This window comes from Cupriavidus sp. 05N39, assembly GCF_056397325.1.
Genome location: NZ_JBFTNE010000104.1, coordinates 1 through 24,041, shown reverse-complemented (window position 1 = coordinate 24,041; position 24,041 = coordinate 1). Strand labels below are relative to the sequence as shown.

General features: G+C 64.4%; 21 protein-coding genes. All 21 read left to right on the top strand.

The annotated features are described in order from the left end of the window. Nucleotides 1–27: 27 nt before the first annotated feature. The gene (sdhA, locus tag AC1DN0_RS33475) at nt 28–1,806 is read left to right on the top strand and encodes a succinate dehydrogenase flavoprotein subunit (protein ID WP_045242018.1); all 1,779 of its coding nucleotides are present in this window, start codon (nt 28–30) and stop codon (nt 1,804–1,806) included. A 34-nt stretch (nt 1,807–1,840) separates the two neighbouring features. After that, the gene (locus AC1DN0_RS33470; RefSeq protein ID WP_045242019.1) at nt 1,841–2,542 is read left to right on the top strand and encodes a succinate dehydrogenase iron-sulfur subunit; all 702 of its coding nucleotides are present in this window, start codon (nt 1,841–1,843) and stop codon (nt 2,540–2,542) included. An 80-nt stretch (nt 2,543–2,622) separates the two neighbouring features. Next, nucleotides 2,623–2,910, top strand: coding sequence for an FAD assembly factor SdhE (locus AC1DN0_RS33465; protein ID WP_045242020.1), 288 nt, complete (start codon nt 2,623–2,625; stop codon nt 2,908–2,910). Nucleotides 2,911–2,950: 40 nt separating this feature from the next. Then, nucleotides 2,951–4,252, top strand: coding sequence for a citrate synthase (gene gltA / locus AC1DN0_RS33460; RefSeq protein WP_477146330.1), 1,302 nt, complete (start codon nt 2,951–2,953; stop codon nt 4,250–4,252). 554 nt (nt 4,253–4,806) lie between these two features. After that, nucleotides 4,807–5,922 (top strand): branched-chain amino acid ABC transporter substrate-binding protein, encoded by a 1,116-nt coding sequence (locus tag AC1DN0_RS33455; protein WP_441635719.1) that lies wholly within the window; start codon nt 4,807–4,809, stop codon nt 5,920–5,922. A 195-nt stretch (nt 5,923–6,117) separates the two neighbouring features. Beyond that, the gene (gene livH / locus AC1DN0_RS33450) at nt 6,118–7,044 is read left to right on the top strand and encodes a high-affinity branched-chain amino acid ABC transporter permease LivH (protein WP_441635717.1); all 927 of its coding nucleotides are present in this window, start codon (nt 6,118–6,120) and stop codon (nt 7,042–7,044) included. 4 nt (nt 7,045–7,048) lie between these two features. Continuing rightward, nucleotides 7,049–8,323: a high-affinity branched-chain amino acid ABC transporter permease LivM gene (locus AC1DN0_RS33445; RefSeq protein ID WP_441635715.1), complete on the top strand. Its 1,275-nt coding sequence runs from the start codon at nt 7,049–7,051 to the stop codon at nt 8,321–8,323. Continuing rightward, a complete protein-coding gene (gene livG / locus AC1DN0_RS33440) occupies nt 8,320–9,105 on the top strand; it encodes a high-affinity branched-chain amino acid ABC transporter ATP-binding protein LivG (RefSeq protein ID WP_477146329.1) in 786 nt (261 codons plus the stop codon). Before AC1DN0_RS33445 ends, livG begins: the two co-directional genes overlap by 4 nt. Further along, nucleotides 9,099–9,800 (top strand): ABC transporter ATP-binding protein, encoded by a 702-nt coding sequence (locus AC1DN0_RS33435; protein ID WP_035866058.1) that lies wholly within the window; start codon nt 9,099–9,101, stop codon nt 9,798–9,800. Before livG ends, AC1DN0_RS33435 begins: the two co-directional genes overlap by 7 nt. 296 nt (nt 9,801–10,096) lie before the next feature. Continuing rightward, nucleotides 10,097–11,506, top strand: a complete 1,410-nt coding sequence (gene leuC / locus AC1DN0_RS33430) for a 3-isopropylmalate dehydratase large subunit (RefSeq protein ID WP_441635713.1) — start codon at nt 10,097–10,099, stop codon at nt 11,504–11,506. A gap of 16 nt (nt 11,507–11,522) precedes the next feature. After that, nucleotides 11,523–11,654 (top strand): entericidin A/B family lipoprotein, encoded by a 132-nt coding sequence (locus AC1DN0_RS33425; protein WP_441635711.1) that lies wholly within the window; start codon nt 11,523–11,525, stop codon nt 11,652–11,654. Between the two features lie 10 nt (nt 11,655–11,664). Then, on the top strand, nt 11,665–12,315 hold the full coding sequence (gene leuD, locus AC1DN0_RS33420) for a 3-isopropylmalate dehydratase small subunit (protein ID WP_035866068.1): 651 nt from the start codon (nt 11,665–11,667) through the stop codon (nt 12,313–12,315). A gap of 39 nt (nt 12,316–12,354) precedes the next feature. Then, nucleotides 12,355–13,422 (top strand): 3-isopropylmalate dehydrogenase, encoded by a 1,068-nt coding sequence (gene leuB, locus AC1DN0_RS33415; RefSeq protein WP_441635708.1) that lies wholly within the window; start codon nt 12,355–12,357, stop codon nt 13,420–13,422. Between the two features lie 327 nt (nt 13,423–13,749). Next, nucleotides 13,750–14,886, top strand: coding sequence for an aspartate-semialdehyde dehydrogenase (gene asd, locus AC1DN0_RS33410; protein WP_035866073.1), 1,137 nt, complete (start codon nt 13,750–13,752; stop codon nt 14,884–14,886). 315 nt (nt 14,887–15,201) lie between these two features. Continuing rightward, a complete protein-coding gene (locus AC1DN0_RS33405) occupies nt 15,202–18,087 on the top strand; it encodes a motility hub landmark protein FimV (protein ID WP_477111985.1) in 2,886 nt (961 codons plus the stop codon). Between the two features lie 194 nt (nt 18,088–18,281). Then, nucleotides 18,282–19,106: a tRNA pseudouridine(38-40) synthase TruA gene (gene truA, locus AC1DN0_RS33400; protein ID WP_441637290.1), complete on the top strand. Its 825-nt coding sequence runs from the start codon at nt 18,282–18,284 to the stop codon at nt 19,104–19,106. Beyond that, complete coding sequence (locus AC1DN0_RS33395) at nt 19,090–19,794, top strand: phosphoribosylanthranilate isomerase (protein WP_276286721.1); 705 nt, start codon at nt 19,090–19,092, stop codon at nt 19,792–19,794. Before truA ends, AC1DN0_RS33395 begins: the two co-directional genes overlap by 17 nt. A gap of 118 nt (nt 19,795–19,912) precedes the next feature. Further along, entirely contained in the window at nt 19,913–21,106 is a 1,194-nt protein-coding gene (trpB, locus tag AC1DN0_RS33390; protein WP_441637292.1) for a tryptophan synthase subunit beta, read from the top strand. Continuing rightward, nucleotides 21,106–22,014: a DNA-methyltransferase gene (locus AC1DN0_RS33385; protein ID WP_441637294.1), complete on the top strand. Its 909-nt coding sequence runs from the start codon at nt 21,106–21,108 to the stop codon at nt 22,012–22,014. Before trpB ends, AC1DN0_RS33385 begins: the two co-directional genes overlap by 1 nt. Before the next feature lie 2 nt (nt 22,015–22,016). Beyond that, complete coding sequence (gene trpA / locus AC1DN0_RS33380) at nt 22,017–22,814, top strand: tryptophan synthase subunit alpha (RefSeq protein WP_477102348.1); 798 nt, start codon at nt 22,017–22,019, stop codon at nt 22,812–22,814. A gap of 182 nt (nt 22,815–22,996) precedes the next feature. Then, complete coding sequence (accD, locus tag AC1DN0_RS33375) at nt 22,997–23,869, top strand: acetyl-CoA carboxylase, carboxyltransferase subunit beta (protein WP_477146328.1); 873 nt, start codon at nt 22,997–22,999, stop codon at nt 23,867–23,869. Nucleotides 23,870–24,041 lie beyond the last annotated feature (172 nt).

The following is a 24,041-nucleotide window of genomic DNA, read 5'->3' as shown; positions in this document are numbered from 1 at the left end:
GCTCAGATTCTCTGGAGGGTGTAATAAATGGTCGCAGTCAAGACAGGATTGCCGCGTCGTCGCTTTGACGTGGTCATCGTCGGGGCGGGCGGCGCCGGGATGCGCGCATCCCTCCAGCTCGCAGAGGCCGGCCTGAACGTGGCCGTGCTTTCCAAGGTTTTCCCGACCCGCTCGCACACCGTGGCGGCGCAGGGCGGCATCGGCGCCTCGCTCGGCAACATGAGCGAGGACAACTGGCACTATCACTTCTACGACACCATCAAGGGTTCCGATTGGCTGGGCGACCAGGACGCGATCGAATTCATGTGCCGTGAAGCGCCCAAGGTGGTCTACGAGCTCGAACACTTCGGCATGCCGTTCGACCGCAACCCCGACGGCACCATCTACCAGCGTCCGTTTGGCGGCCACACGTCCAACTACGGCGAGAAGCCGGTCCAGCGCGCTTGCGCCGCGGCCGACCGTACCGGCCACGCACTGCTGCATACGCTGTACCAGCGTAATGTGCGCGCCAAGACGCACTTCTTCGTCGAATGGATGGCGCTGGACCTGATCCGCGACGCCGACGGCGACGTGCTGGGCGTGACCGCGCTGGAAATGGAAACCGGCGAAGTCTACATCCTCGAAGCCAAGACCACGCTGTTCGCCACCGGCGGCGCCGGCCGGATCTATGCCGCTTCGACCAACGCCTTCATCAACACCGGTGACGGCCTGGGCATGGCAGCGCGCGCAGGCGTGCCGCTGGAGGACATGGAGTTCTGGCAGTTCCACCCGACCGGCGTGGCCGGCGCGGGCGTGCTGATCACCGAAGGCGTGCGCGGCGAAGGCGGTATCCTGCGCAACAAGGACGGCGAGCGCTTCATGGAGCGCTATGCGCCGACGCTGAAGGACCTGGCGCCGCGCGACTTCGTCTCGCGCTCGATGGACCAGGAAATCAAGGAAGGCCGCGGCTGCGGCCCGAACGGCGACTACGTGCTGCTGGACCTGACGCACGTTGGCGCGGACACCATCATGAAGCGCCTGCCGTCGATCCGCGAGATCGGCGTCAAGTTCGCCAACGTGGACGCGATCAAGGAACCGATCCCGGTGGTGCCGACCATCCATTACCAGATGGGCGGTATCCCGACGAATATCAATGGCCAGGTGGTGGCGCCGAAGAACGGCAATCCCAACGAGGTCATCAACGGTTTCTACGCGATCGGCGAATGCTCCTGCGTGTCGGTGCACGGCGCCAACCGCCTGGGCACCAACTCGCTGCTGGACCTGGTGGTGTTCGGCCGCGCGGCCGGCAACCATATCGCGGCGACGGCGATCAAGCAGAAAGAGCACAAGCCGCTGCCGGCCGATGCCGCCGACCGCGCCATGTCGCGCCTGGCCAAGCTGCAATCGTCGACCTCGGGTGAATACACCCAGGACGTGGCCAACGACATCCGCAAGAACATGCAGTCGCATGCGGGCGTGTTCCGTACGCAGAAGCTGATGGATGAGGGCGTCGAGCGCATCCTGGAAGTGACCGAGCGTGCCAACAACATTCACCTGAAGGACAAGTCCAAGGTCTTCAACACCGCACTGGTGGAAGCCCTGGAAGTGGCCAACCTGGTGGAAGTGGCGAAGGCCACCATGATCTCGGCGGCTGCCCGCAAGGAATCCCGCGGTGCGCACGCGCACAGCGATTTCCCGAATCGCGACGACGAGAGCTGGCTCAAGCACACCCTGTTCTACAGCGAAGGCAACCGCCTCGAATACAAGCCGGTGAAGATGAACCCGCTGACGGTGGAAAGCGTTCCGCCCAAGGCCCGGACCTTCTAAGCACCGCCGTAGACGACCCACAGGACCCACAGAAATGAAGCGTATTTTCGAAGTCTACCGCTACGATCCGGACAAGGATGCTGCGCCCCGCATGCAGACTTACGAGGTCGAGCTTGACGGTCATGAGCGCATGTTGCTGGACGCGCTGGTCAAGCTGAAGAAGCTGGACGAAACCATCTCGTTCCGCCGTTCCTGCCGCGAAGGCGTGTGTGGTTCGGACGCGATGAACATCAACGGCAAGAACGGTCTGGCCTGCCTGACCAATATGCGCGAGCTGCCGGACCGCATCGTATTGCGTCCGCTGCCCGGCCTGCCGGTGGTGCGCGACCTGATCGTCGACATGACGCAGTTCTTCAAGCAGTACAACTCGATCAAGCCGTACCTCATCAACGACGAGCCGCCGCCCGAGAAAGAGCGCCTGCAGTCGCCCGAGGAACGCGACGAGCTGGATGGCCTGTATGAGTGCATCCTGTGCGCAAGCTGCTCGACGTCGTGCCCGTCGTTCTGGTGGAACCCGGACAAGTTCGTCGGCCCGGCCGGCCTGCTGCAAGCCTATCGCTTTATCGCGGACAGCCGCGACCAGGCGACCAGCGAGCGTCTGGACGACCTGAACGACCCGTACCGCCTGTTCCGTTGCCACAGCATCATGAACTGCGTCGACGTTTGCCCGAAGGGACTGAACCCGACCAAGGCCATCGGCAAGATCAAGGAGCTGATGGTTCGCCGCTCGGTCTGATCCGCGCGGTGGATGTAAGCGGCGCGTCAGTCCGGGCTATCAAACTGCATACCCGACCGGCGCGCCGGAAGTAGGTACCTATGACCGAAAGTGTTTCCCCCAGTTTCTCCCACCAGGCCGATCCGCACCGGCGTGCGCGACTGCGCTGGCGCGCGCGGCGCGGCCTCCTGGAGAACGACATCATCGTCGAACGTTTTTTCAACCGTTACGAAGAAAGCCTATCCGACCAGGACGTGGCCGCGCTCTCCGAGCTGTTCGAGCTGAGCGACAACGAGTTGATGGACCTGCTGCTTGCCCGCAAGGAGCTGGACGGTGAGCTCGACACGCCCCCGATGCAGCACGTGATTGCCCTGCTGCGTTCGGTCTGAGTTTCGTCAACATTATTAGTCAGCATTAGAAGGAACCGACATGACGCCGTCCGATGTGAAAGCCACGCTATCGTTTTCCGATGGTTCCCCCAGCGTTGAGCTGCCGATTTATACGGGTACCGTTGGCCCCGACGTAATCGATATTCGCAAGCTGTACGGACAAACCGGCAAGTTCACCTATGACCCCGGTTTCATGTCGACGGCTTCGTGCAATTCGAAGATCACCTATATCGACGGCGACAAGGGCGAACTGCTGTACCGCGGCTACCCGATCGAGCAGCTGGCGACCAAGTGCGACCACCTGGAAACCTGCTACCTGCTGCTCAAGGGCGAACTGCCCAACGCCAAGCAGAAGGAAGAATTCGTCGGTGCCGTGATGAACCACACCATGGTTCACGAGCAGATGCAGTTTTTCCTGCGCGGCTTCCGCCGCGATGCCCACCCGATGGCCGTCCTGACGGGCCTGGTGGGTGCCATGAGCGCGTTCTACCACGACGCCATGGACATCGATGATCCGCACCAGCGCGAAATCTCCGCGATCCGCCTGATCGCCAAGATGCCGACCCTGGTCGCCATGGCCTACAAGTACAACATCGGCCAGCCGTACATCTATCCGCAGAACGACCTGTCCTACTCGGGCAACTTCATGCAGATGATGTTCTCCACGCCGTGCGCTCCGTACAAGGTGAACCCGGTGCTCGAGCGCGCGCTGGACCGCATCTTCATCCTGCACGCGGACCACGAGCAGAACGCATCCACCTCCACGGTGCGCCTGGCCGGCTCCTCGGGTACCAACCMGTTCGCCGCCATCGCCGCCGGCGTGGCTTGCCTGTGGGGCCCGGCCCACGGTGGCGCCAACGAAGCCGCCCTCAAGATGCTTGAGGAAATCGGCAGCGTCGACAACATCACGGAGTTCATCAAGCAGGTCAAGGACAAGAACTCGGGCGTCCGCCTGATGGGCTTTGGCCACCGCGTGTACAAGAACTACGACCCGCGTGCCAAGCTGATGCGCGAAACCTGCTATGAAGTGCTGAACGAACTGGGCCTGCACAACGACCCGCTGTTCAAGCTCGCCATGGAACTGGAAAAGATCGCGCTGGAAGACGAGTACTTCGTCAGCCGCAAGCTGTACCCGAACGTCGACTTCTACTCGGGCATCGTGCAGCGCGCGCTGGGCATCCCGACGTCGCTGTTCACCTGCATCTTCGCCCTGGCACGCACGCCGGGCTGGATCTCGCAGTGGGAAGAAATGATCACCGATCCGGAGTACAAGATCGGCCGTCCGCGCCAGCTGTTCAACGGTGCGGCAAGCCGCAACGTGCCGGATATCGGCACGCGTTGAGCTTTTCGCCCAAGGGCAGGGGGCCATGCCGAAGTAGGGTGTGGATAACCTGGTCCCCGTGAGCAGCGCAGCAATACCAAACGCCCCGGCCATGCCGGGGCGTTTGTCATTCAGGCCAGGCAGCCCTTGTGCGTCGCAAAAGAATGATTGCCGAAAAGGTGGCGAAAACGTCAATTTTCGATGATTTGTGCCGAAAATCTGCTAATTGCGTCCTCATTTGTTGTGCAAATATGCCATCCGGCGCGGAGTTTGACCCTATAATGCGGGCTGCTTTGCCGACAGCAGCCGGGCCACCCTTCCGGACTGCGTTGAGGCGAGCGGGGCAGGCGAATCACCTGCGCAATAGAGAACGCATTAACGTTGTCTTTCCGAACCAAGGTCCTCTCCGCTGTATCCGGGAGGGCTGGCACATGCCGGGCCCCGCACACGCTTTATGTCTTGCAGGCCCGTCTTCCGCGTCTCGGGCGTCTTCCAGGTTGTAGCTCGCGGGTGTTGTTCGATTGCGCAGGTCATGCCGCCTCAGTCCATGACCAATACATATCGAGGAGCTCCTGATGACGCTGTCCCGTCTTACGTCCATCTCCCTGGCCACGGCCCTGTGCGCTTTCGGCGCCACCGCCAACGCGGAGACCATCAAGATTGCCATTGCCGGCCCCATGAGCGGCTCGGTTGCCCAGTACGGCGACATGGTCAAGGCTGGCGCGCTGACTGCCATCGAGCAGATCAATGCCGCCGGCGGCGCGGGCGGCAACAAGTTCGAAGTGGTGCTGATGGACGACGCCTGCGAACCCAAGCAAGCCGTGGCGGTTGCCAACAAGATCGTCAGCCAGAAGATCCACTACGTAATCGGGCACGTGTGCTCGGGCTCGACCATCCCCGCCTCCGACATCTACGAGAACGAAGGCGTCGTGATGGTCACCCCGTCGGCCACCGCGCCGCAGCTGACCGAAAACAAGAAGCGCAAGTTCATCTTCCGCACCATCGGCCGTGACGACCAGCAAGGCCCGGCCGCTGCCCAGTACATCATCACCAAGGTCAAGCCCAAGAAGGTTGCGATCCTGCACGACAAGCAGTCGTACGGTCAGGGCATCGCGTCCTCGGTGAAGAAGGACCTGGAAGCCGCCAAGATCCCGGTCGCCGTGTTCGAAGGCGTGAATGCCGGCGATTCGGACTACTCCGCCGTGATCACCAAGCTCAAGTCGCAAGGCGTGGACTTCGTCTACTTCGGCGGCTACCACCCGGAAATGGGCCTGCTGATGCGCCAGGCGCGCGAGCAGGGCGTCAAGGCGACCTTCATGGGTCCTGAAGGCGTGGGCAACAAGGACGTGACCGCCATTGCCGGCGCGTCGTCCGAAGGCATGCTGGTGACGTTGCCGGCCGACTTCTCCGCCGATCCGTCCAATGCCGCGCTGGTCAAGGCTTTCGCCGACAAAAAGCGCGATGCCAACGGCCCGTTCCAGATGCCGGCCTATGCCGCGGTCCAGATCATCGGCGACGCCATCGCCGGCGCCAAGAGCACCGACCCGACCAAGGTCGCGGCCTACATGCACAAGAACGCCTTCCAGACCCCGATCGGCAAGGTCGAGTACGACGCGCAGGGCGACCTGAAGTCGTTCAGGTTCGTTGTGTTCACCTGGCACAAGGACGCTACCAAGACCGCTGCCAACTAAGCCGCACATCGGCTTGATACGCCCCGCTCATGGTTTGAGCGGGGCGTTTTGGTATCGGGGTCCGGTTGCCCGGCCGGTGCGGCTTATCCGCCGCAGCCGGTGCCTGGGCAACTCCGGCATCACGGAGCTTGCCAGGCGCTTGCGCATCTCCTGCAGCGCCGGCTTCTCCTGCTTCAAAGTTATGGGGCTTCCCGCATGAACGAGTTCCTTCCGCAGTTCACCCAGCAACTGGTCAATGGCCTGACGCTGGGTGCGATCTATGCGCTGATTGCCATTGGCTACACCATGGTCTACGGCATCATCGGCATGATCAATTTTGCCCACGGCGAGATCTATATGATCGGCGCCTACGTGGGCCTGGTGACGCTCACTGCGATCGGTGCGAGCGCGGGTTATCCGCTGCCGCTGGTGCTGGGCGCCGCCTTGCTGGTTTCGGTGCTGGTCACCGGCCTGTACGGCTTCGCGGTGGAGCGGGTGGCCTACCGGCCCCTGCGCGGCGGGCCGCGGCTGGTGCCGCTGATCTCCGCCATCGGCATGTCGATCTTCCTGCAGAACTATGTGCAGATCGGGCAGGGCGCGCGCGACGTGTCCGTGCCGGTGCTGCTCTCCGGCGCCATCGAGTTCCAGATGGGCAGCGACTTCACCGTGACCATGCCGTATTCGCGGCTGCTGATCGTGGGCGTGACGCTGGTGCTGATGATCGCGCTGACGCTGTTTATCGGCCATTCGCGCATGGGCCGCGCCTGCCGCGCCTGCGCCGAAGACATGCGCATGGCCAACCTGCTCGGCATCGACACCAACCGCGTGATCTCCTTCACCTTCGTGCTGGGCGCGATGCTGGCGGCGGTGGGCGGTGTGCTGATCGGCCTGACCATCGGCAAGCTCAATCCCTATATCGGCTTCGTCGCAGGCATCAAGGCTTTTACCGCGGCGGTGCTTGGCGGCATCGGCAGCATCCCCGGCGCCATGCTGGGCGGTGTGCTGCTGGGCTTGGCGGAAACCTTTGCCTCCGGCTACATGCCGGCCGAGTACAAGGACGTGGTGGCCTTCGGCCTGCTGGTGCTGATCCTGCTGTTCCGCCCGACCGGCCTGCTGGGCAAGCCCGACGTTGAAAAGGTATGACGCCATGACACAAGCTATTTCTACGCCGATCAACGTGGCGCAAAGCGCCCCGGCAGGGCAGACCCTGAAGAACGCCATCGTCGCGGCCGTGATGACGGCCATCCTGACTATTCCCGTGCTGGGGCTGCAGCTCAAGCTGGACGGCTACAAGGTTGTGTTCGAGCCGCACTGGAAGCCGGTCTGGCTGGCGGTGGGCGCGGTCTTCCTGTTCCAGCTGTTCAAGCCGCTGTTCCTGCGCGCCACCGCCGGCGTCAAGGTGCCGAGCCTGCCCGCGCTGGGCACCGGCCAGCAACGCAAGGTGATCTGGCTGCTGCTGGCGGTCGGCTTGGTGTTCCCGTTCTTCGGCTCGCGCGGCGCGGTGGACGTGGCCACGCTGGCACTGATCTACGTGATCCTCGGGCTGGGCCTGAACATCGTGGTGGGCTACGCCGGGCTGCTTGACCTGGGCTACGTCGGCTTTTACGCGGTGGGCGGCTACACCTACGCACTGCTCAACCAGTACTTCGGCCTGACCTTCTGGGAATGCCTGCCGATCGCAGCCTGCATGTCGGCCACCTTCGGTTTCCTGCTGGGCTTCCCGGTGCTGCGGCTGCGTGGCGATTACCTGGCCATCGTCACGCTGGGCTTCGGCGAAATCATCCGCCTGCTGCTCAACAACCTGACCAGCCTGACCGGTGGCCCGGACGGCGTGTCGGGCATCCCGAAGCCGACCGTGTTCGGCATCGAGATGGCACGCAGCGCGAGCGTGGAGGGCGCCAAGACTTTCCACGAGCTGCTGGGCTGGGACTACAGCGGCGAGCACATGGTGATCTTCCTGTACCTGCTGGCGCTGCTGCTGGTGGGCTTCACGCTGTTCGTCACCAGCCGGCTGATCCGCATGCCGATGGGGCGCGCGTGGGAAGCCCTGCGCGAGGATGAGATCGCCTGCCGTTCGCTCGGCCTGAACCCGACCCGCATCAAGCTGTCGGCATTTACGCTGGGCGCGGCCTTCGCCGGCCTGGGCGGCGCGTTCTTCGCCGCGCGCCAGGGCCTGGTTAATCCCGAATCGTTCACCTTCATCGAGTCCGCGCTGATCCTGGCGGTGGTGGTGCTGGGCGGCATGGGCTCGCAACTGGGCGTGATCCTGGCGGCCATCCTGCTGACCGCGCTGCCGGAAATGGCACGCGGCTTTGCCGAGTACCGCATGCTGATCTTTGGCCTGGTGATGGTGCTGATGATGATGTGGCGTCCGCAGGGCCTGCTGCCCGCGAGCCGCCCCCACGTGGAGTTGCCGCAATGAGTCAAGTTCAACAAGCGGAACTGCTGAAAGTCTCCGGCCTGCAGATGCGCTTCGGCGGCCTGCTGGCGGTCGACGGCATCGATTTCGATGTGCGCCGTGACGAAGTCTTCGCCATCATCGGCCCCAACGGCGCGGGCAAGACCACGGTGTTCAACTGCGTGGGCGGCTTCTACAAGCCGACCGCCGGCGAGGTCTCGCTGGACGGCCATTCGATTGCCCGCCTGCCGAGCCACCAGGTGGCGCGCCGCGGGCTGGTGCGCACGTTCCAGAATATCCGTCTGTTCAAGCAACTGACGGTGGTGGAGAACCTGCTGGTGGCACAGCACCTGCAGGTGCGCTCCGGCCTGCTGCACGGGCTGTTCGCCACGCCGGCCTATCGCCGCGCCGAACGCGAGGCGCTGGAGCGCGCTTCGGTGTGGCTCGAGCGCATGGGTCTGCGTGGCGTGGCCAACCGCGAGGCGGGCACGCTGTCGTACGGCCACCAGCGCCGGCTGGAGATCGCGCGTTGCATGATCACCAATCCGCGCCTGTTGATGCTCGATGAGCCCGCGGCCGGGCTCAACCCGCAGGAAAAGGTCGAGTTGTCGCAACTGATCGACCAGTTGCGGCGCGAGTTCAAGATCTCGGTGCTGCTGATCGAACACGACATGAGCCTGGTGATGGGCGTGTCCGACCGCATCCTGGTGATGGAGCACGGCCGGCCGATCGTGATCGGCAAACCGGCCGAAGTGCGTAACGATCCGCGCGTGATCAAGGCTTACCTGGGAGAGGACYGATGCTGAAGCTGGAAAAGGTCCATACCCATTACGGCGCCATTGAAGCGCTGTCTGGCGTATCGATCGAAGTGAACAAGGGCGAGATCGTCACGCTGATCGGCAGCAACGGCGCTGGCAAGACCACGCTGATGATGACCGTGTGCGGCTCGCCGCGCGCGTCGAGCGGACGCGTGATGTTCGAAGGACAGGACATCACGCGGCGTCCTACCCACGAGATCATGCGTCTCGGCATGGCGATCTCGCCGGAAGGGAGGCGCGTGTTTCCCAGCCTGACGGTGCTGGAAAACCTGAAGATGGGCGCCTTCTTCGGCAAGCGCGACGAGATCGAGGCGGGCGTCGAGCACGTCTACAAGCTCTTCCCGCGCCTGAAGCAGCGCTCGGCCCAGCGCGCCGGGACCATGTCCGGCGGCGAGCAGCAGATGCTGGCCATCGGCCGCGCGCTGATGAGCCGGCCCCGGCTGCTATTGCTGGATGAGCCTACCCTCGGCCTGGCGCCGCTGGTGATCGCGCAGATCTTCGACATCATCCGGACCATTCGTGACGAAGGCGTCACTGTGTTCCTGGTGGAGCAGAACGCGAACAAGGCGCTGGGCGTGGCGGATCGTGGCTATGTGCTGGAGACGGGGCGCGTGGTGCTGGCGGACACTGGCGCCAACCTGTTGGCCAACGATCGTATCAAGAGCGCGTATCTGGGCGGTTGAGCCCATCTTTTTCCCCGCTCGTCCGCCTGGCGGCCGAGCGGGAGAACGCCCACGCCATTCCCCCCTTTTCGCCATCGGCGAAATCCCCCTTTCGCCAATCACATTACATTCCCGCCGCCGCGCGGCCCGGCCAGGGCCCGGTCGCGCGCTATCGCTGTGGCATAATCGATTGCGAAGTCAAGCATCGCAGCAAGCCGCAGTTCATTGCCCGCATTCCTGCGAAAAATCCCCGCAAACTACCGCGCGACGCCGCCAACCGTGCAGTTCCGAACGGTCCCGGCCCGCCCCCCTGCATCATGGCCAAGACGCTTTACGACAAACTTTGGGATGACCACACCGTGCACGTCGAGGATGACGGCACCACGATGCTGTACATCGACCGGCATCTGTTGCACGAAGTCACCAGCCCGCAGGCGTTTGAAGGCCTGAAGCTGGCGCAGCGCCCGGTATGGCGCATCAGCGCCAACCTGGCGGTGTCGGACCACAACGTGCCGACCACCGATCGCAGCCAGGGTATTTCGGATCCGGTGTCGAAGCTGCAGGTGGACACGCTGGACAACAACTGCGACGCGTATGGCATCACCCAGTTCAAGATGAACGACCTGCGCCAGGGCATCGTGCACGTGATCGGGCCGGAGCAGGGCGCCACGCTGCCGGGCATGACGGTGGTGTGCGGCGATTCGCATACCAGCACGCACGGCGCGTTCGGCGCGCTGGCGCACGGCATCGGCACCTCCGAGGTGGAGCACGTGCTGGCCACACAGACGCTGCTGGGCAAGAAGGCCAAGAACATGCTGGTGCGCGTGGAAGGCAAGCTGCCGCGCGGCTGTACCGCCAAGGACATCGTGCTGGCCGTGATCGGCAAGATCGGCACCGCCGGTGGCACCGGGTACACCATTGAGTTTGCCGGTTCGGCCATCCGCGACCTGACCATGGAAGGGCGCATGACGGTGTGCAACATGGCCATCGAGGCGGGTGCGCGCGCTGGCCTGGTTGCCGTCGACGATGTCACGCTCGAATACGTCAAGGGCCGCCCGTTCTCGCCGCAGGGCGTGGAGTGGGAGCAGGCCGTGAACTACTGGCGCACGCTGCATTCGGACGCCGGCGCGCATTTCGACCAGGTGGTCGAGTTGCGCGCGGAAGAGGTCCGCCCGCAAGTGACCTGGGGCACCTCGCCCGAGATGGTGATCAGCATCGAGGACCGCGTGCCGGATCCCGAGAAGGAAAAAGACCCAAACAAGCGCAACGCCATGGAGCGCGCGCTGGAGTACATGGGCCTGCAGCCTAACGTGCCGGTGGACAGCATCAAGATCGACAAGGTCTTCATCGGTTCCTGCACCAACTCCCGCATCGAAGACATGCGCGCCGCCGCCTGGGTCGTGCAGAAGCTGGGCCGCCGCGTGGCGAACAACGTGAAGCTGGCGATGGTGGTGCCGGGTTCTGGCCTGGTCAAGGAGCAGGCCGAGCGCGAAGGGCTGGACAAGGTCTTCAAGGCCGCAGGCTTCGAGTGGCGCGAGCCGGGCTGCTCGATGTGCCTGGCCATGAATGCCGACCGCCTGGAAGCGGGCGAGCGCTGCGCATCGACCTCGAACCGCAATTTCGAAGGGCGGCAGGGCGCGGGTGGCCGGACTCACCTGGTGAGCCCGGCGATGGCTGCCGCTGCTGCCATCGAAGGCCACTTTGTCGATATCCGCCAGCTCGGCTAAATCGCGCAGGCTCATCATGAAACAAGCCCTGATCGTGTTGCTCGCATGCGTGTGCATGCTGCAACTGGCCGGCTGCCATACGATGGCCGGCCTTGGCAAGGACACACAGGCCGCAGGCCGCTCGCTCGAAAACGCGGCAAAGAAGTAAGGAACCGACCATGGACAAGTTCACTGTACACAGCGGGCTCACGGTGCCCCTGGACCGCGAGAACGTCGACACCGACGCCATCATCCCCAAGCAATTCCTCAAGTCGATCAAGCGTACCGGCTTCGGCCCCAACCTGTTCGACGAGTGGCGCTACAAGGACGTGGGCCAGCCCGGCCAGGACAACAGCAAGCGGCCGCTGAACCCGGACTTCGTGCTCAACCAGCCGCGCTACCAGGGTGGCTCGATCCTGCTGGCACGCCGTAATTTCGGTTGCGGCAGCTCGCGCGAGCACGCGCCGTGGGCGCTGACGCAATACGGCTTCCGCGCCGTGATTGCGCCGAGCTTTGCCGACATCTTCTTTAACAACTGCTACAAGAACGGCCTGCTGCCGGTCGTTCTGACCGAGTTGCAAGTCGACCATATCTTCAACGAGACCAACGCGTTCAACGGCTACAAGCTGACGATCGATCTCGACAAGCAACTGGTGATCACGCCGGGCGGCGACAGCTACGCGTTCGATATCGCACCGTTCCGCAAGTACTGCATGCTCAATGGTTTCGACGATATCGGCCTGAGCCTGCGCCATGCCGACAAGATCAAGGCATACGAGGCGGAACGCGTGGCGAAGATGCCGTGGCTGAACAATCGCGTGGTTGGTTGAGACTGGCTGGAACGCCGAGACATAAAAGGAAGACAGAGCATGAAAATCGCAGTCCTGCCGGGTGACGGCATCGGTCCCGAAATCATCGCGGAGGCCGTCAAGGTCCTGAACGCGCTCGACGAGAAGTTCGAGCTGGAAACCGCGCCGGTGGGCGGCGCGGGCTACGAGGCCAGCGGCCATCCGCTGCCCGACGCCACGCTCAAGCTGGCCAAGGACGCCGACGCTATCCTGTTCGGCGCCGTGGGCGACTGGAAGTACGACAAGCTGGATCGCCCGCTGCGTCCCGAGCAGGCCATCCTGGGTCTGCGCAAGCACCTGCAACTGTTCGCCAACTTCCGTCCGGCGATCTGCTATCCGGAGCTGACCGGCGCCTCCAGCCTGAAGCCCGAACTGGTAGCCGGCCTGGATATCCTGATCGTGCGCGAACTGAACGGCGACATCTATTTCGGCCAGCCGCGCGGCATGCGCGAAGCGCCGGACGGTCCCTTCAAGGGCGCGCGCGAAGGCTTTGACACGATGCGCTACAGCGAGCCGGAAATCCGCCGCATCGCGCATGTCGCCTTCCAGGCCGCCGCCAAGCGCGGCAAGAAGCTGTGCAGCGTCGACAAGGCCAATGTGCTCGAGACTTTCCAGTTCTGGAAGGACGTCGTGATCGACGTGCACAAGGAATATCCGGAAGTCGAGCTGTCGCACATGTACGTGGACAACGCGGCCATGCAACTGGTCAAGGCACCCAAGAGCTTCGACGTCATCGTCACCGGCAATATGTTCGGCGACATCCTGTCGGACGAGGCCGCCATGCTGACGGGTTCGATCGGGATGCTGCCGTCGGCTTCGCTGGACGCCAATAACAAGGGCCTGTACGAGCCTTCGCACGGTTCCGCGCCCGACATCGCCGGCAAGGGCGTGGCCAATCCGCTGGCCACCATCCTGTCGGCGGCGATGATGCTGCGCTTCTCGCTGAACCGCGCCGAACAGGCCGACCGCATCGAGAACGCCGTCAAGAAGGTACTGGCCCAGGGCTATCGCACCGGCGACATCCTGACGCCGGGCTGCAAGCAGGTCGGTACGCGCGAGATGGGCGAGGCCGTCCTGGCCGCGCTGTAAGCCGTATCAAGTTGAAAAGGCGCCGCATGCGGCGCCTTTTCTTTTATTTGTCCCCGATTTCCCCCGTGTGGCAGCGCCGCAAAATCGTGTAGACTTTGCGGATGGTCCGAATCTTCCAGTCCCCCTCGACTGCCATCGCCGCCCCGGTTGCTACCCGCAGCCCGGTTGGCCTGGGTTCGCACGGCCACCCGCTTACCGCAACGACGATTAAAACCATTATTACCAAAACGATCGGCTAGATCGTTCGTCGTGCCTGCTCGTCTTCCCCGCGCAGTCACGTCGGGCGAAGAAAGCGCGGGGAAGTTCAAATCACATCCGAGGTTAGTCATGATTGTAGGTCTCGTCGGCTGGCGAGGAATGGTCGGCAGCGTCCTGATGCAACGCATGCAGGAAGAGCGCGATTTCGACCATATCGAGCCCGTATTCTTCAGCACGTCCAACGCTGGCGGCCAGGCCCCGGCCATGGCCAAGAATGAAACCAAGCTCCAGGACGCGAACGACATCGAAGCGCTGAAGAAGTGCGACGTGGTCCTCACGGCCCAGGGCGGCGATTACACCAACGAGATTTTCCCGAAGCTGCGCGCGGCCGGGTGGAAGGGCTACTGGATCGATGCGGCGTCCTCGCTGCGCATGAAGGACGATGCCATCATCGTGCTCGATCCGGTCAACCTCGGTGTCATCAAGGACGCGCTGACCAAGGGCGTCAAGAATTTCATCGGCGGCAACTGCACGGTCAGCTGCATGATGATGGGCCTGGGCGGCCTGTTCCAGCACGATCTGATCGACTGGATGACCTCCATGACCTACCAGGCCGCTTCGGGCGGCGGTGCGCAGCACATGCGCGAGCTGCTGACGCAGTTCGGCACGCTCAATGCGTCGGTCAAGTCGCTGCTGGATAACCCGGCATCGGCCATCCTGGAAATTGACCGTACCATCCTGGCAACCCAGCACGGCCTGTCGGCCGACGAAACCAAGCAGTTCGGCGTGCCTCTCGCCGGCAACCTGATTCCCTGGATCGACAAGGATCTGGGCAACGGCGTGTCGAAGGAAGAGTGGAAGGCCGGCGCCGAGACCAACAAGATCCTGGGCCGCGGCGAAGGCTTCCTGGGCGCGACCGGCGCTTCGCCGATCGCCGTGGACGGCCTGTGCGTGCGCATTGGCGCGATGCGCTGCCATTCGCAGGCGCTGACCATCAAGCTGCGCCGCGATGTGCCGCTCGATGAGATCGAAGGCATGCTGGCCGAAAACAACCAGTGGGCCAAGGTTGTGCCAAATACCCGTGAGGCCAGCATGACCGACCTCACGCCGGCAGCCGTGACCGGTACCCTGACCATTCCGGTGGGGCGTTTGCGTAAGATGCAGATGGGTGGTGAATACCTGTCGGCCTTCACCGTCGGCGACCAGTTGCTGTGGGGCGCCGCCGAACCGCTGCGCCGTATGCTGCGCATCCTGATCGAAGCCTGAGTCCGGGAGTGGCCCTTCAGGCAGCCTCAAGGCATGTCTTATGGTCCTGGGCCGGGTGTTCGGGGGTTTCGTTGCAGCAAGGCAACAGAAACCCCCGGCTTTGATGACAACGCCGCGCCTGTGCGCGGCGTTGTCATTCCCGGCTGACTATTTTTCCCGGCGGTGCGTCACAATACAGCCGGCATATGCCGGGCTGCGGGGCGGTCGTCCGCACGTCCGTACGAGTTGGCGCGGGGCTCAGTCGGGACGCTAACTTGCTGCGCTAAACCATTGATGTTAAGTTAATTTCATTACTAGAACACAACGGAGCACAAGGTGAGTGTGAGCCAACATCGCCGGAAAGATGCGCCTATAGCCCGCCAGCGCTGGTCAACGCTGGCCTTCACGGCACTGGGTTTGCTGCTCGCGCAGCCGGCCGCTTACGCCGCGGGGTTCGGGCAACTACGGGTACAGTCGAATCTGGGTCAGCCGCTGCAGGCGGAAATCGATATTAGTGGTGTCAGTGCGGAAGAAGCGGACGGGCTGACCGTCAAGCTGGCGTCGCCCGATGCGTATGCCAAGGCCGGCCTGACCTATCTGCCGGCGGTCAACAGCCTGCGGCTGCAGGTCGAGCGCCGTCCCAACGGCAGCTATGTGGCGAGGGTCCGGTCAACCCAGCCACTCAGCGAGCCTTTCGTCGACATCCTGGTCGACATGACATGGGCTAGCGGCAAGGTGTCGCGCGCCTACACCTTCCTGCTGGATCCGGCCGGCGCCAAGCCATCCAACCAGACTTTCTCGCCCACCACGGTGGTGCAGGCGGGAACCCCGGATGAGGCCGGCGCTGCCGGCCCGGCGGCATCGGCTCCCGCGCCAAGCGCTGCGCCTGTGCCCGCCGCGGCACCGGCCCCGGTGGCGGCTAGCCAGGCGCCACGGCCGCAAGCCAAGGCACCGGCGCCACGGCCGCACCGTGCCGCAGCGCCGGTGGCTGAAGGTACGGCCGCGGCTGCCGGCATGTACACCGTCCAGCGCGGGGATAACCTCACTGCCATTGCCAACGAAGCCTCCCAGGGGCAGGATGCGGTCTCGCTCGACCAGATGCTGGTCGCGCTGTATCGCAACAATCCGAACGCGTTCATTGGCGGCAATATGAACCGCCTCAAGGCGGGCGCCGTGCTCAAGGTGCCCAGCCAGCAGGAAGCGCAATCGGTCACGCCGCGGGCGGCGCGGCGCGAGGTGGTGGCACGCACGCACGGCTTTGACGCTTACCGTAGCCGCCTGGCGACGGCCGCCGCCGCGCGCACGGTCGAAGCCGGCAGTGGCCGCGAACAGTCGGGCAATGTCACCGCACGCGTGCAGGAACAGGCTGCGCCGGCCGCGGGCCCGCGCGACGAACTCAAGCTCAGCAAGCCCGACCGGGGTAGCCAGGCCGCCGCCGCCGCTGCGGAAAGCAGTATCGCCAAGGAACGGCAACTCAAGGAAGCCGAGGCGCGTCTCGCGCAGCTTGAGAAGAACGTTAGTGACATGCAGCGGCTGGTCGAGCTGAAGAACGCCGAGATTGCCAAGCTGGCCCAGACGCAGAAGAGCGCGGGCAAGGATGGCGCCGCGGCGCCGTCGGCTGCGCCTGCCGCGGCGCCGTCGGCTGCGCCTGCCGTGGTGCCCGCCGGTACGGCCAAGGCCGACGCCGGCGCCACCGCCGCACCGGTCACGGCGGAGGCTGGCGCGGGTGCCAGCGCTGCCACGGCGGCGACTGCGGCTGCAACCACCGCAACCGCGGCAGCGCCGGCTTCGGCGGCCTCCGCTAATGCTGGCGCCAGCGGCGCGAATGCAAGTGCGGCGGACACCGCCGTTGCCGCCGCCAATCCTGCCGCCGCCTCCACGCCGACTGCCAAGCGCCCGCCGGTCGTGACGCAGCCCCAGCCGGTGGCACAGCCGTCCTTCATCGAGGATCTGCTGGCCAACCCCATGCTGCTGCCCGGTGGTGGCCTGCTGATCGCCTTGCTGGGCGGCTATGCCATCTATCGTCGGCGGCAGCAACAGAAGTCCAGCGAGAACGCTGCCTTCGGGGACAGCGTCCTGTCGCAGGAAAGCACCGTCATGGCGGGCGGCAATTCACTGTTCGGCACCGCAGGTGGACAGAGCGTCGATACTTCGCAGCACAGTGTGTTCGGCGCTGATTTCCGCATTGGCAACAATGCCGCGGAAGCCAACGAGGTCGACCCGATTGCCGAGGCCGATGTCTATATCGCCTACGGGCGTGATGTGCAGGCCGAGGAGATCCTGCGCGAAGCGCTGCAGCAAAACCCTGAGCGCCAGGCGATCCGCCTGAAGCTCATGGAGATTTACAATAATCGTCAGGATGTGGAAGGTTTTCGCGTGATTGCAGAAGAAATGTTCGCCCAGACGGGCGGACAAGGGGCGGAGTGGGTACAGGCAGCGGAAATGGGACGGCGCCTCGAGCCGGGCAACGCTTTGTACCTGAGCGTGGCGCCGGACACGGCTTCCGGCGATACCACTACCTTGCCGGGCGATCAGTGGCGCACCCACGATCCCTCGCAGGATCCGGCGGCGGCACCCCGCGAGACCGCGCTGGCGGACCTGGCTGATCTGGCGTTGCCGCTCGACGGCTTTCCCGCGCCCGCGGCCGGCGCGCCGATTACCGCGCCGGAGTCGGCCTCGCTCGTGTTCGGCGATGCCGACGCGTTGCCTGAGGCACTTGCCACCCGCCTGGACGATGGCCTTGACCTGGATCTGGATTTGCCGGCACCCCAGGGCCACGGCGCCCATGAGGATATCCCGGCGCTGGATACGCCCACGCGCAGCCGACCGCTCGACTTCGATATGTCCGGTATTTCGCTGGACCTCAATCCGGACAGCCGGGACGACTCGGTGGGCGATAGCCACGAGACCCGTACTTTCTATGGCGCATCGTCGCTGCCGGCGCCTACGATGCTGCGCGACGGCAAGCTGTCCGAGCCGATCGACCTGTCGCGCGTGAGCGCGGAGAGCGGGCTGGACACGTCGCGCGGGATCTCCCCGAGCACCTTGTCGGCGGACGTCGTCGATGGTGGCCGCGACATGCAGATCAAGTTCGATCTGGCTAGGGCCTATATCGAAATCGGCGACAAGGAAGGCGCGCGGGAACTGCTGCAGGAAGTGGTGGATCAGTCGCAGGATCCCCTGTTGACGGAGGCCCGCAGCCTGCTGCGTGACGTGGCCTGACAGGCCAGGCTGTATGATGGCGGGCTGTGCGCAGGCAATGCGCCCGGCAGCTCGCCACGGATGCGCCGGGAGCCTGGCTCCCGGCGCATTTGCTTTTTGCGGGCCGGCAATCGCTGGCTTTCGCCGGTTGTGCTCCGTTTTCGTTCATTCGTTCGCGCTTTGCCCGTCAATTTCCGCTTGTCAATTTCCGCCTCATGAACCGCATCGCCCTCGGCCTCCATTACGACGGTGCCGCTTTCTCCGGCTGGCAGTCGCAACCGCACCGCAATACGGTGCAGGACCGGCTAGAAGACGCAATTGAGCGCTTCGCCGGCCGCCGTGTGCAGACCACGGTGGCAGGCCGCACCGATACCGGCGTGCATGCGCTCGGACAGGTGATCCATATCGACACCGACTTGTCGCGCGAGCCGTTCTCCTGGGTGCGGGGCGTCAACGCCTTCCTGCCGCCCAGCATCGCGCTGCAATGGGCCAGGCCGGTCGACGAGGGCTTCCATGCGCGTTTCCTGGCCTTCGAGCGCATGTACTACTACGCGCTCTATACCGGCCCGCACCGCGTGCCGCTGGTGCACGGCAGGGCTGGCTACCAGATGCTGCCGCCGGGCCAGGGCCTGGACGTCGACGCCATGCGCGCCGCTACTGCCTGCCTGCTGGGCGAGCACGATTTTTCCGCCTTCCGCGCCGCAGAGTGCCAGGCCAAGTCGCCAGTCAAGACCATGTACGACATCACGCTCAAGGCCGATGGCGATTGGTTGTTCGTGCGTTTTCGCGCCAGCGCCTTCCTGCATCACATGGTGCGCAACCTGATGGGGTGCCTGGTCGCGGTAGGGCGGGGCCGCTACCCGCCGGGCTGGATGGCCGAAGTGCTGGCCGGGCGCAGTCGCGCCAAGGCAGCACCCACCTTCATGCCCGACGGCCTCTACCTCGCCGGGGTGAAGTATCCTGAGCAATACGGGATTCCGGTCGCGGACACGGCGGCCAGCCTGTTCCATGGAGTGTTTGCCAATGACCCAGTCGCCTGAGCCGGGCCGCGCCGCGCCGCGCCGCACCCGCGTCAAGATCTGCGGGCTCACGCGCGAGGATGACGTTCGCGCGGCAGTGGATGCCGGCGCCGACGCGATCGGCCTGGTTTTCTATCCGGGCAGCCCCCGCTTTGTCGAGGTGGCGCGCGCCGCCGCGCTGGCCGAAGCCGCCGGCGCCTTCGTCTCGGTTGTGGGGCTGTTCGTCAACGCGGATGCCGACGAGATCGCCCATGTGGTCGAGCGTGTGCCGCTTACGCTACTGCAATTCCATGGCGACGAGAGCCCGGAGGCTTGCACGCAGGCGGCCCAGCGCTGCCGGCTGCCGTTTCTGCGCGCGGCACGCGTCCAGCCCGGCCTTGATTTGGTAGAATTCGCGGATCTGTATCGTGATGCCGCTGCCTTGCTGCTTGATGCCTTCGTCGAAGGCTACGGCGGTGGCGGGCACGTCTTCGACTGGACCCTGATACCCCCGGCATGGCTTCCACCCACCCACAACCCGACCGCAAGCGCCGCTCCTCGGATCGTTTTGAGTGGTGGGTTGAACGCGCAAAACGTCGCTGGCGCGATTGAGCGCGTGCGGCCCTACGCTGTCGATGTAAGCAGTGGCGTGGAGGCCGCCAAAGGCGTGAAAGACCACGCCAGGATTGCCGCCTTCGTGCGCGCCGTGCGCAGCGCGGATGCCGGGTAGGGCAGCTTGCCCATCGGGCAGCCAGCCTCCCGCCTGCTCCGTGCCTGCCCCGCGCACGACCCTAACGTCATCGAGCCCCTGCCAGACCGGCAAGGGCCCTGTTCAGAAGAGCTGACTCATGTACGACCTGCCCGATTCCCGTGGCCATTTCGGCCCCTATGGTGGTTCCTTCGTTTCCGAAACGCTGGTGCACGCGCTGGACGAACTGCGCGAAGCCTATGCCCACTTCCAGAAAGATCCCGAGTTCGACGCGGAATACCGCCGCGAACTGAAGCATTTCGTCGGCCGGCCCTCGCCGATCTATCACGCGCAACGCTGGAGCGAGATGCTCGGCGGCGCGCAGATCTATCTCAAGCGCGAAGACCTCAACCACACCGGCGCCCACAAGATCAATAACGTGATTGGCCAGGCACTGCTGGCCAAACGCATGGGCAAGCCGCGGGTGATTGCCGAGACCGGCGCTGGCCAGCACGGCGTGGCCACCGCGACCATCGCCGCGCGCTTTGGCATGGAATGCGTGGTCTACATGGGCTCGGAAGACGTCAAGCGCCAGGCTGCCAACGTCTACCGCATGAAGCTGCTSGGCGCKACCGTGGTGCCGGTGGAAAGCGGCTCCAAGACCCTCAAGGACGCGCTCAATGAAGCGATGCGCGACTGGGTCACCAACGTCGAGAACACCTTCTACATCATCGGCACCGTGGCCGGCCCGCACCCCTACCCGATGATGGTGCGCGATTTCCAGTGCGTGATCGGCGAAGAATCCAAGGTCCAGATGCCCGAACTGACGGGCCGCCAGCCCGACGCCGTGATCGCCTGCGTGGGCGGCGGTTCCAATGCCATGGGCATCTTCTACCCGTATATCGAGCACAAGGACGTGCGCCTGATCGGCGTGGAAGCCGCCGGCGACGGGCTCGAAACCGGCCGCCATGCCGCCGCGCTGATCGGCGGCTCGCCGGGCGTGCTGCACGGCAACCGCACCTACCTGCTGCAGGATGCCGACGGCCAGATCATCGAGACGCATTCGATTTCCGCCGGGCTGGACTATCCGGGCGTCGGTCCCGAGCACGCATGGCTCAAGGACATCGGCCGCGCCGAGTATGTGCCGATCACCGATGAGGAAGCGCTCAAGGCCTTCCACGACTGTTGCCGCATCGAAGGCATCATCCCGGCACTGGAATCCAGCCACGCCATTGCCTACGCCTGCAAGCTGGCGCCGACGCTGCCCAAGGACAAGCTGCTGCTGGTGAATCTGTCGGGCCGGGGCGACAAGGACATGCATACCGTGGCCGAACGTTCGGGGCTGAAGCTCTGATGCGCGACTTTCTCCCGCCGGGCGCCGCTGAAGGCGGCGCCCCGTCCGCACCCCTCGCGGCGCCGCAACTGACGCTTTACCAGGAAGACGTGCTGGAAGGCATCAAGCGCATTGCCGACGGCTCCATCGACCTGATCGTGGCCGATCCGCCCTATGGCCTGGGCAAGGATTACGGCAACGACTCTGACCGCCTGTCCGGGCAAGCCTACCTGGAATGGTCGGCGCGCTGGATCGATGCGGTGGTGCCCAAGCTGGCGCCGCGCGGCTCCTTGTACCTGTTCTGCACCTGGCAATACTCGCCGGAACTGTTCGTGATGCTCAAGCAGCGGCTGACCATGATCAACGAGATCATCTGGGACCGGCGCGTACCGAGCATGGGCGGCACCACGCGCAAGTACTCCTCGGTGCACGACAACATCGGGTTCTTCGCCGTGGCTCGTGACTATTACTTCGATCTCGACTCCGTGCGCGTGCCGTACGATGCCGAGACCAAGAAGGCACGCAGCCGACCGCGTTTCGAGGGCAAGAAATGGCTCGAGGTGGGCTACAACCCGAAGGATCTGTGGAGCGTGCCGCGGATCCACCGGCAAGATCCGGAACGTGCGGACCATCCCACCCAGAAGCCGCTGCATATCGTGCAGCGCATGGTGCTGGCCAGTTGCCCGCCGGGCGGGCTGGTGCTTGACCCATTCACCGGCAGCGGCACGACCGCGGTGGCCTGCGCGCTGCACGGACGGCGATTCGTCGGCTACGAGATGAATCCCGACTATGTGCGCGTGGCGCGCGAACGCGTCGCGGCTTGCATCAGTTCGCCACAGGCCGCGCCGGCTACCCTGAACATCGCAGCAGCGAACGACGAGCCCTTGCTGGCTGCCTTGTCCACGCCGTTGCCCACCATTGCTCAATGACCATGTCCCGAATCAATTCGACTTTCGCGGCGCTAGCCGCGCAGAACAAGAAGGGCCTGATTCCGTTCATCACCGCGGGCGATCCCGAGCCCGGCCTGACCGTTGCGCTGATGCACGCGCTGGTGGCGGGCGGCGCCGACGTCATCGAGCTCGGCGTGCCGTTTTCCGACCCGATGGCCGACGGCCCGGTGATCCAGCGTGCCTCCGAGCGCGCGCTCGCGCAGGGCGTGACGCTGACCAAGGTGCTGGCCTGGGTGACGGAGTTCCGCCAGACCAATGCCACCACGCCGGTGGTGCTGATGGGTTACGCCAACCCGATCGAGCGCATGGGCGAGGCGGTCTTCGCCAAGGCCGCGGCGGCGGCCGGCGTCGACGGCGTGCTGGTGGTCGATTACCCGCCCGAGGAGTGCGAGTCCTTCGCGGCGCAGATGCGCACCCACGGGATGGACCCGATTTTCCTGCTGGCGCCCACCTCCACGGACGATCGCATCGAAGCTGTGGCCAAGCTGGCGAGCGGCTACCTGTACTATGTGTCGCTCAAGGGCGTGACCGGTTCGGCCACCATCGACCTCGATAGCGTGGCCGCGCGCATTCCGCTGATCAAGCGCCATGCCAACCTGCCGGTGGGCGTGGGCTTCGGCATCCGCGACGCGCAGACCGCGCGCACGATCGGCAGCGTGGCCGATGCCGTGGTGATCGGCAGCCGCCTGGTGCAGTTGCTCGAAGATGCGCCGCGTGACCAGGCGGTACAATCGCTGCAATCGTTCATCGCGGAAATCCGCCAGGCGCTCGACGCCTGAACGTGATTTACGCGGCACCGCCCGTGCTTGCGCGCGGGCGGGCAATGCAACAAAAACGCACGATTTTGGCGGCAGTTGTGCCGCAACAGGCGCATCGCCCCGGCTGAACGGGGACTGCGGATCGCAGGCATGGTAAATTCGCGGCCTGACATGTTCCGCGCATGTGCCGAAAGGAGCCTTTCATGAGCTGGTTGGATAAACTCCTCCCCCCCAAGATTCAACAGACCGACCCCTCCACCCGCAAGGGCATTCCGGAAGGGCTGTGGGTCAAGTGCCCGTCGTGCGAGTCGGTGTTGTACCGTACCGACGTCGAGGCCAACCTCCACGTCTGCCCCAAGTGCGACCACCATATGCGCATCCGCGCCCGCGCCCGCCTCGACGGGCTGCTGGACGCCGAGGGCCGCTATGAGATCGGCCAGGAGATACTGCCGGTCGACGCGCTCAAGTTCAAGGACACCAAGAAGTATCCCGACCGCATCAAGGCCGCCATGGACGACACCGGCGAGACCGATGCCATGGTCGTGATCGGCGGCGCTATCCATACCATTCCGGTGGTGGTGAGCTGCTTCGAGTTCGAATTCATGGGCGGCTCCATGGGTTCGGTGGTGGGCGAGCGCTTTGTGCGTGGCGCCCAGGCGGCGCTGGAGCAGAAGGTGCCGTTTATCTGCATTACCGCCACGGGCGGTGCGCGTATGCAGGAAAGCCTGCTGTCGCTGCTGCAGATGGCCAAGACTACGTCGATGCTGAACCAGCTGTCGAATGCCAAGCTGCCGTTTATCAGCGTGCTGACCGATCCCACCATGGGCGGCGTGTCGGCCAGCTTTGCGTTCCTGGGCGACGTTGTGATCGCCGAACCCAAGGCTTTGATCGGCTTTGCTGGTCCGCGCGTGATTGAACAGACGGTGCGCGAGAAGCTGCCTGAAGGCTTCCAGCGGGCTGAGTTCCTGTTGCAGAAGGGCGCTATCGATATGATTGTCGATCGCCGCAAGATGCGGGATGAATTGGCGCAGTTGCTGGCTTTGCTGCAGAAGCAGCYGGCGGATGCGGTGGCGTAAGGGTTGGGTTGGTGATGGTGATTAGGCGCGGACGGTTGTTCGCGCTTTTTCGCTTTTTGGGGTGGTGGTTGATAGGTTTAGCTGCAACTTCAACTTCAACTTCAACTTCAACTTCAACTTCAAAGTCAAAAGCAGTTTCACCTCCCCTTCGGGGAGGCGACCTACTTTCTTG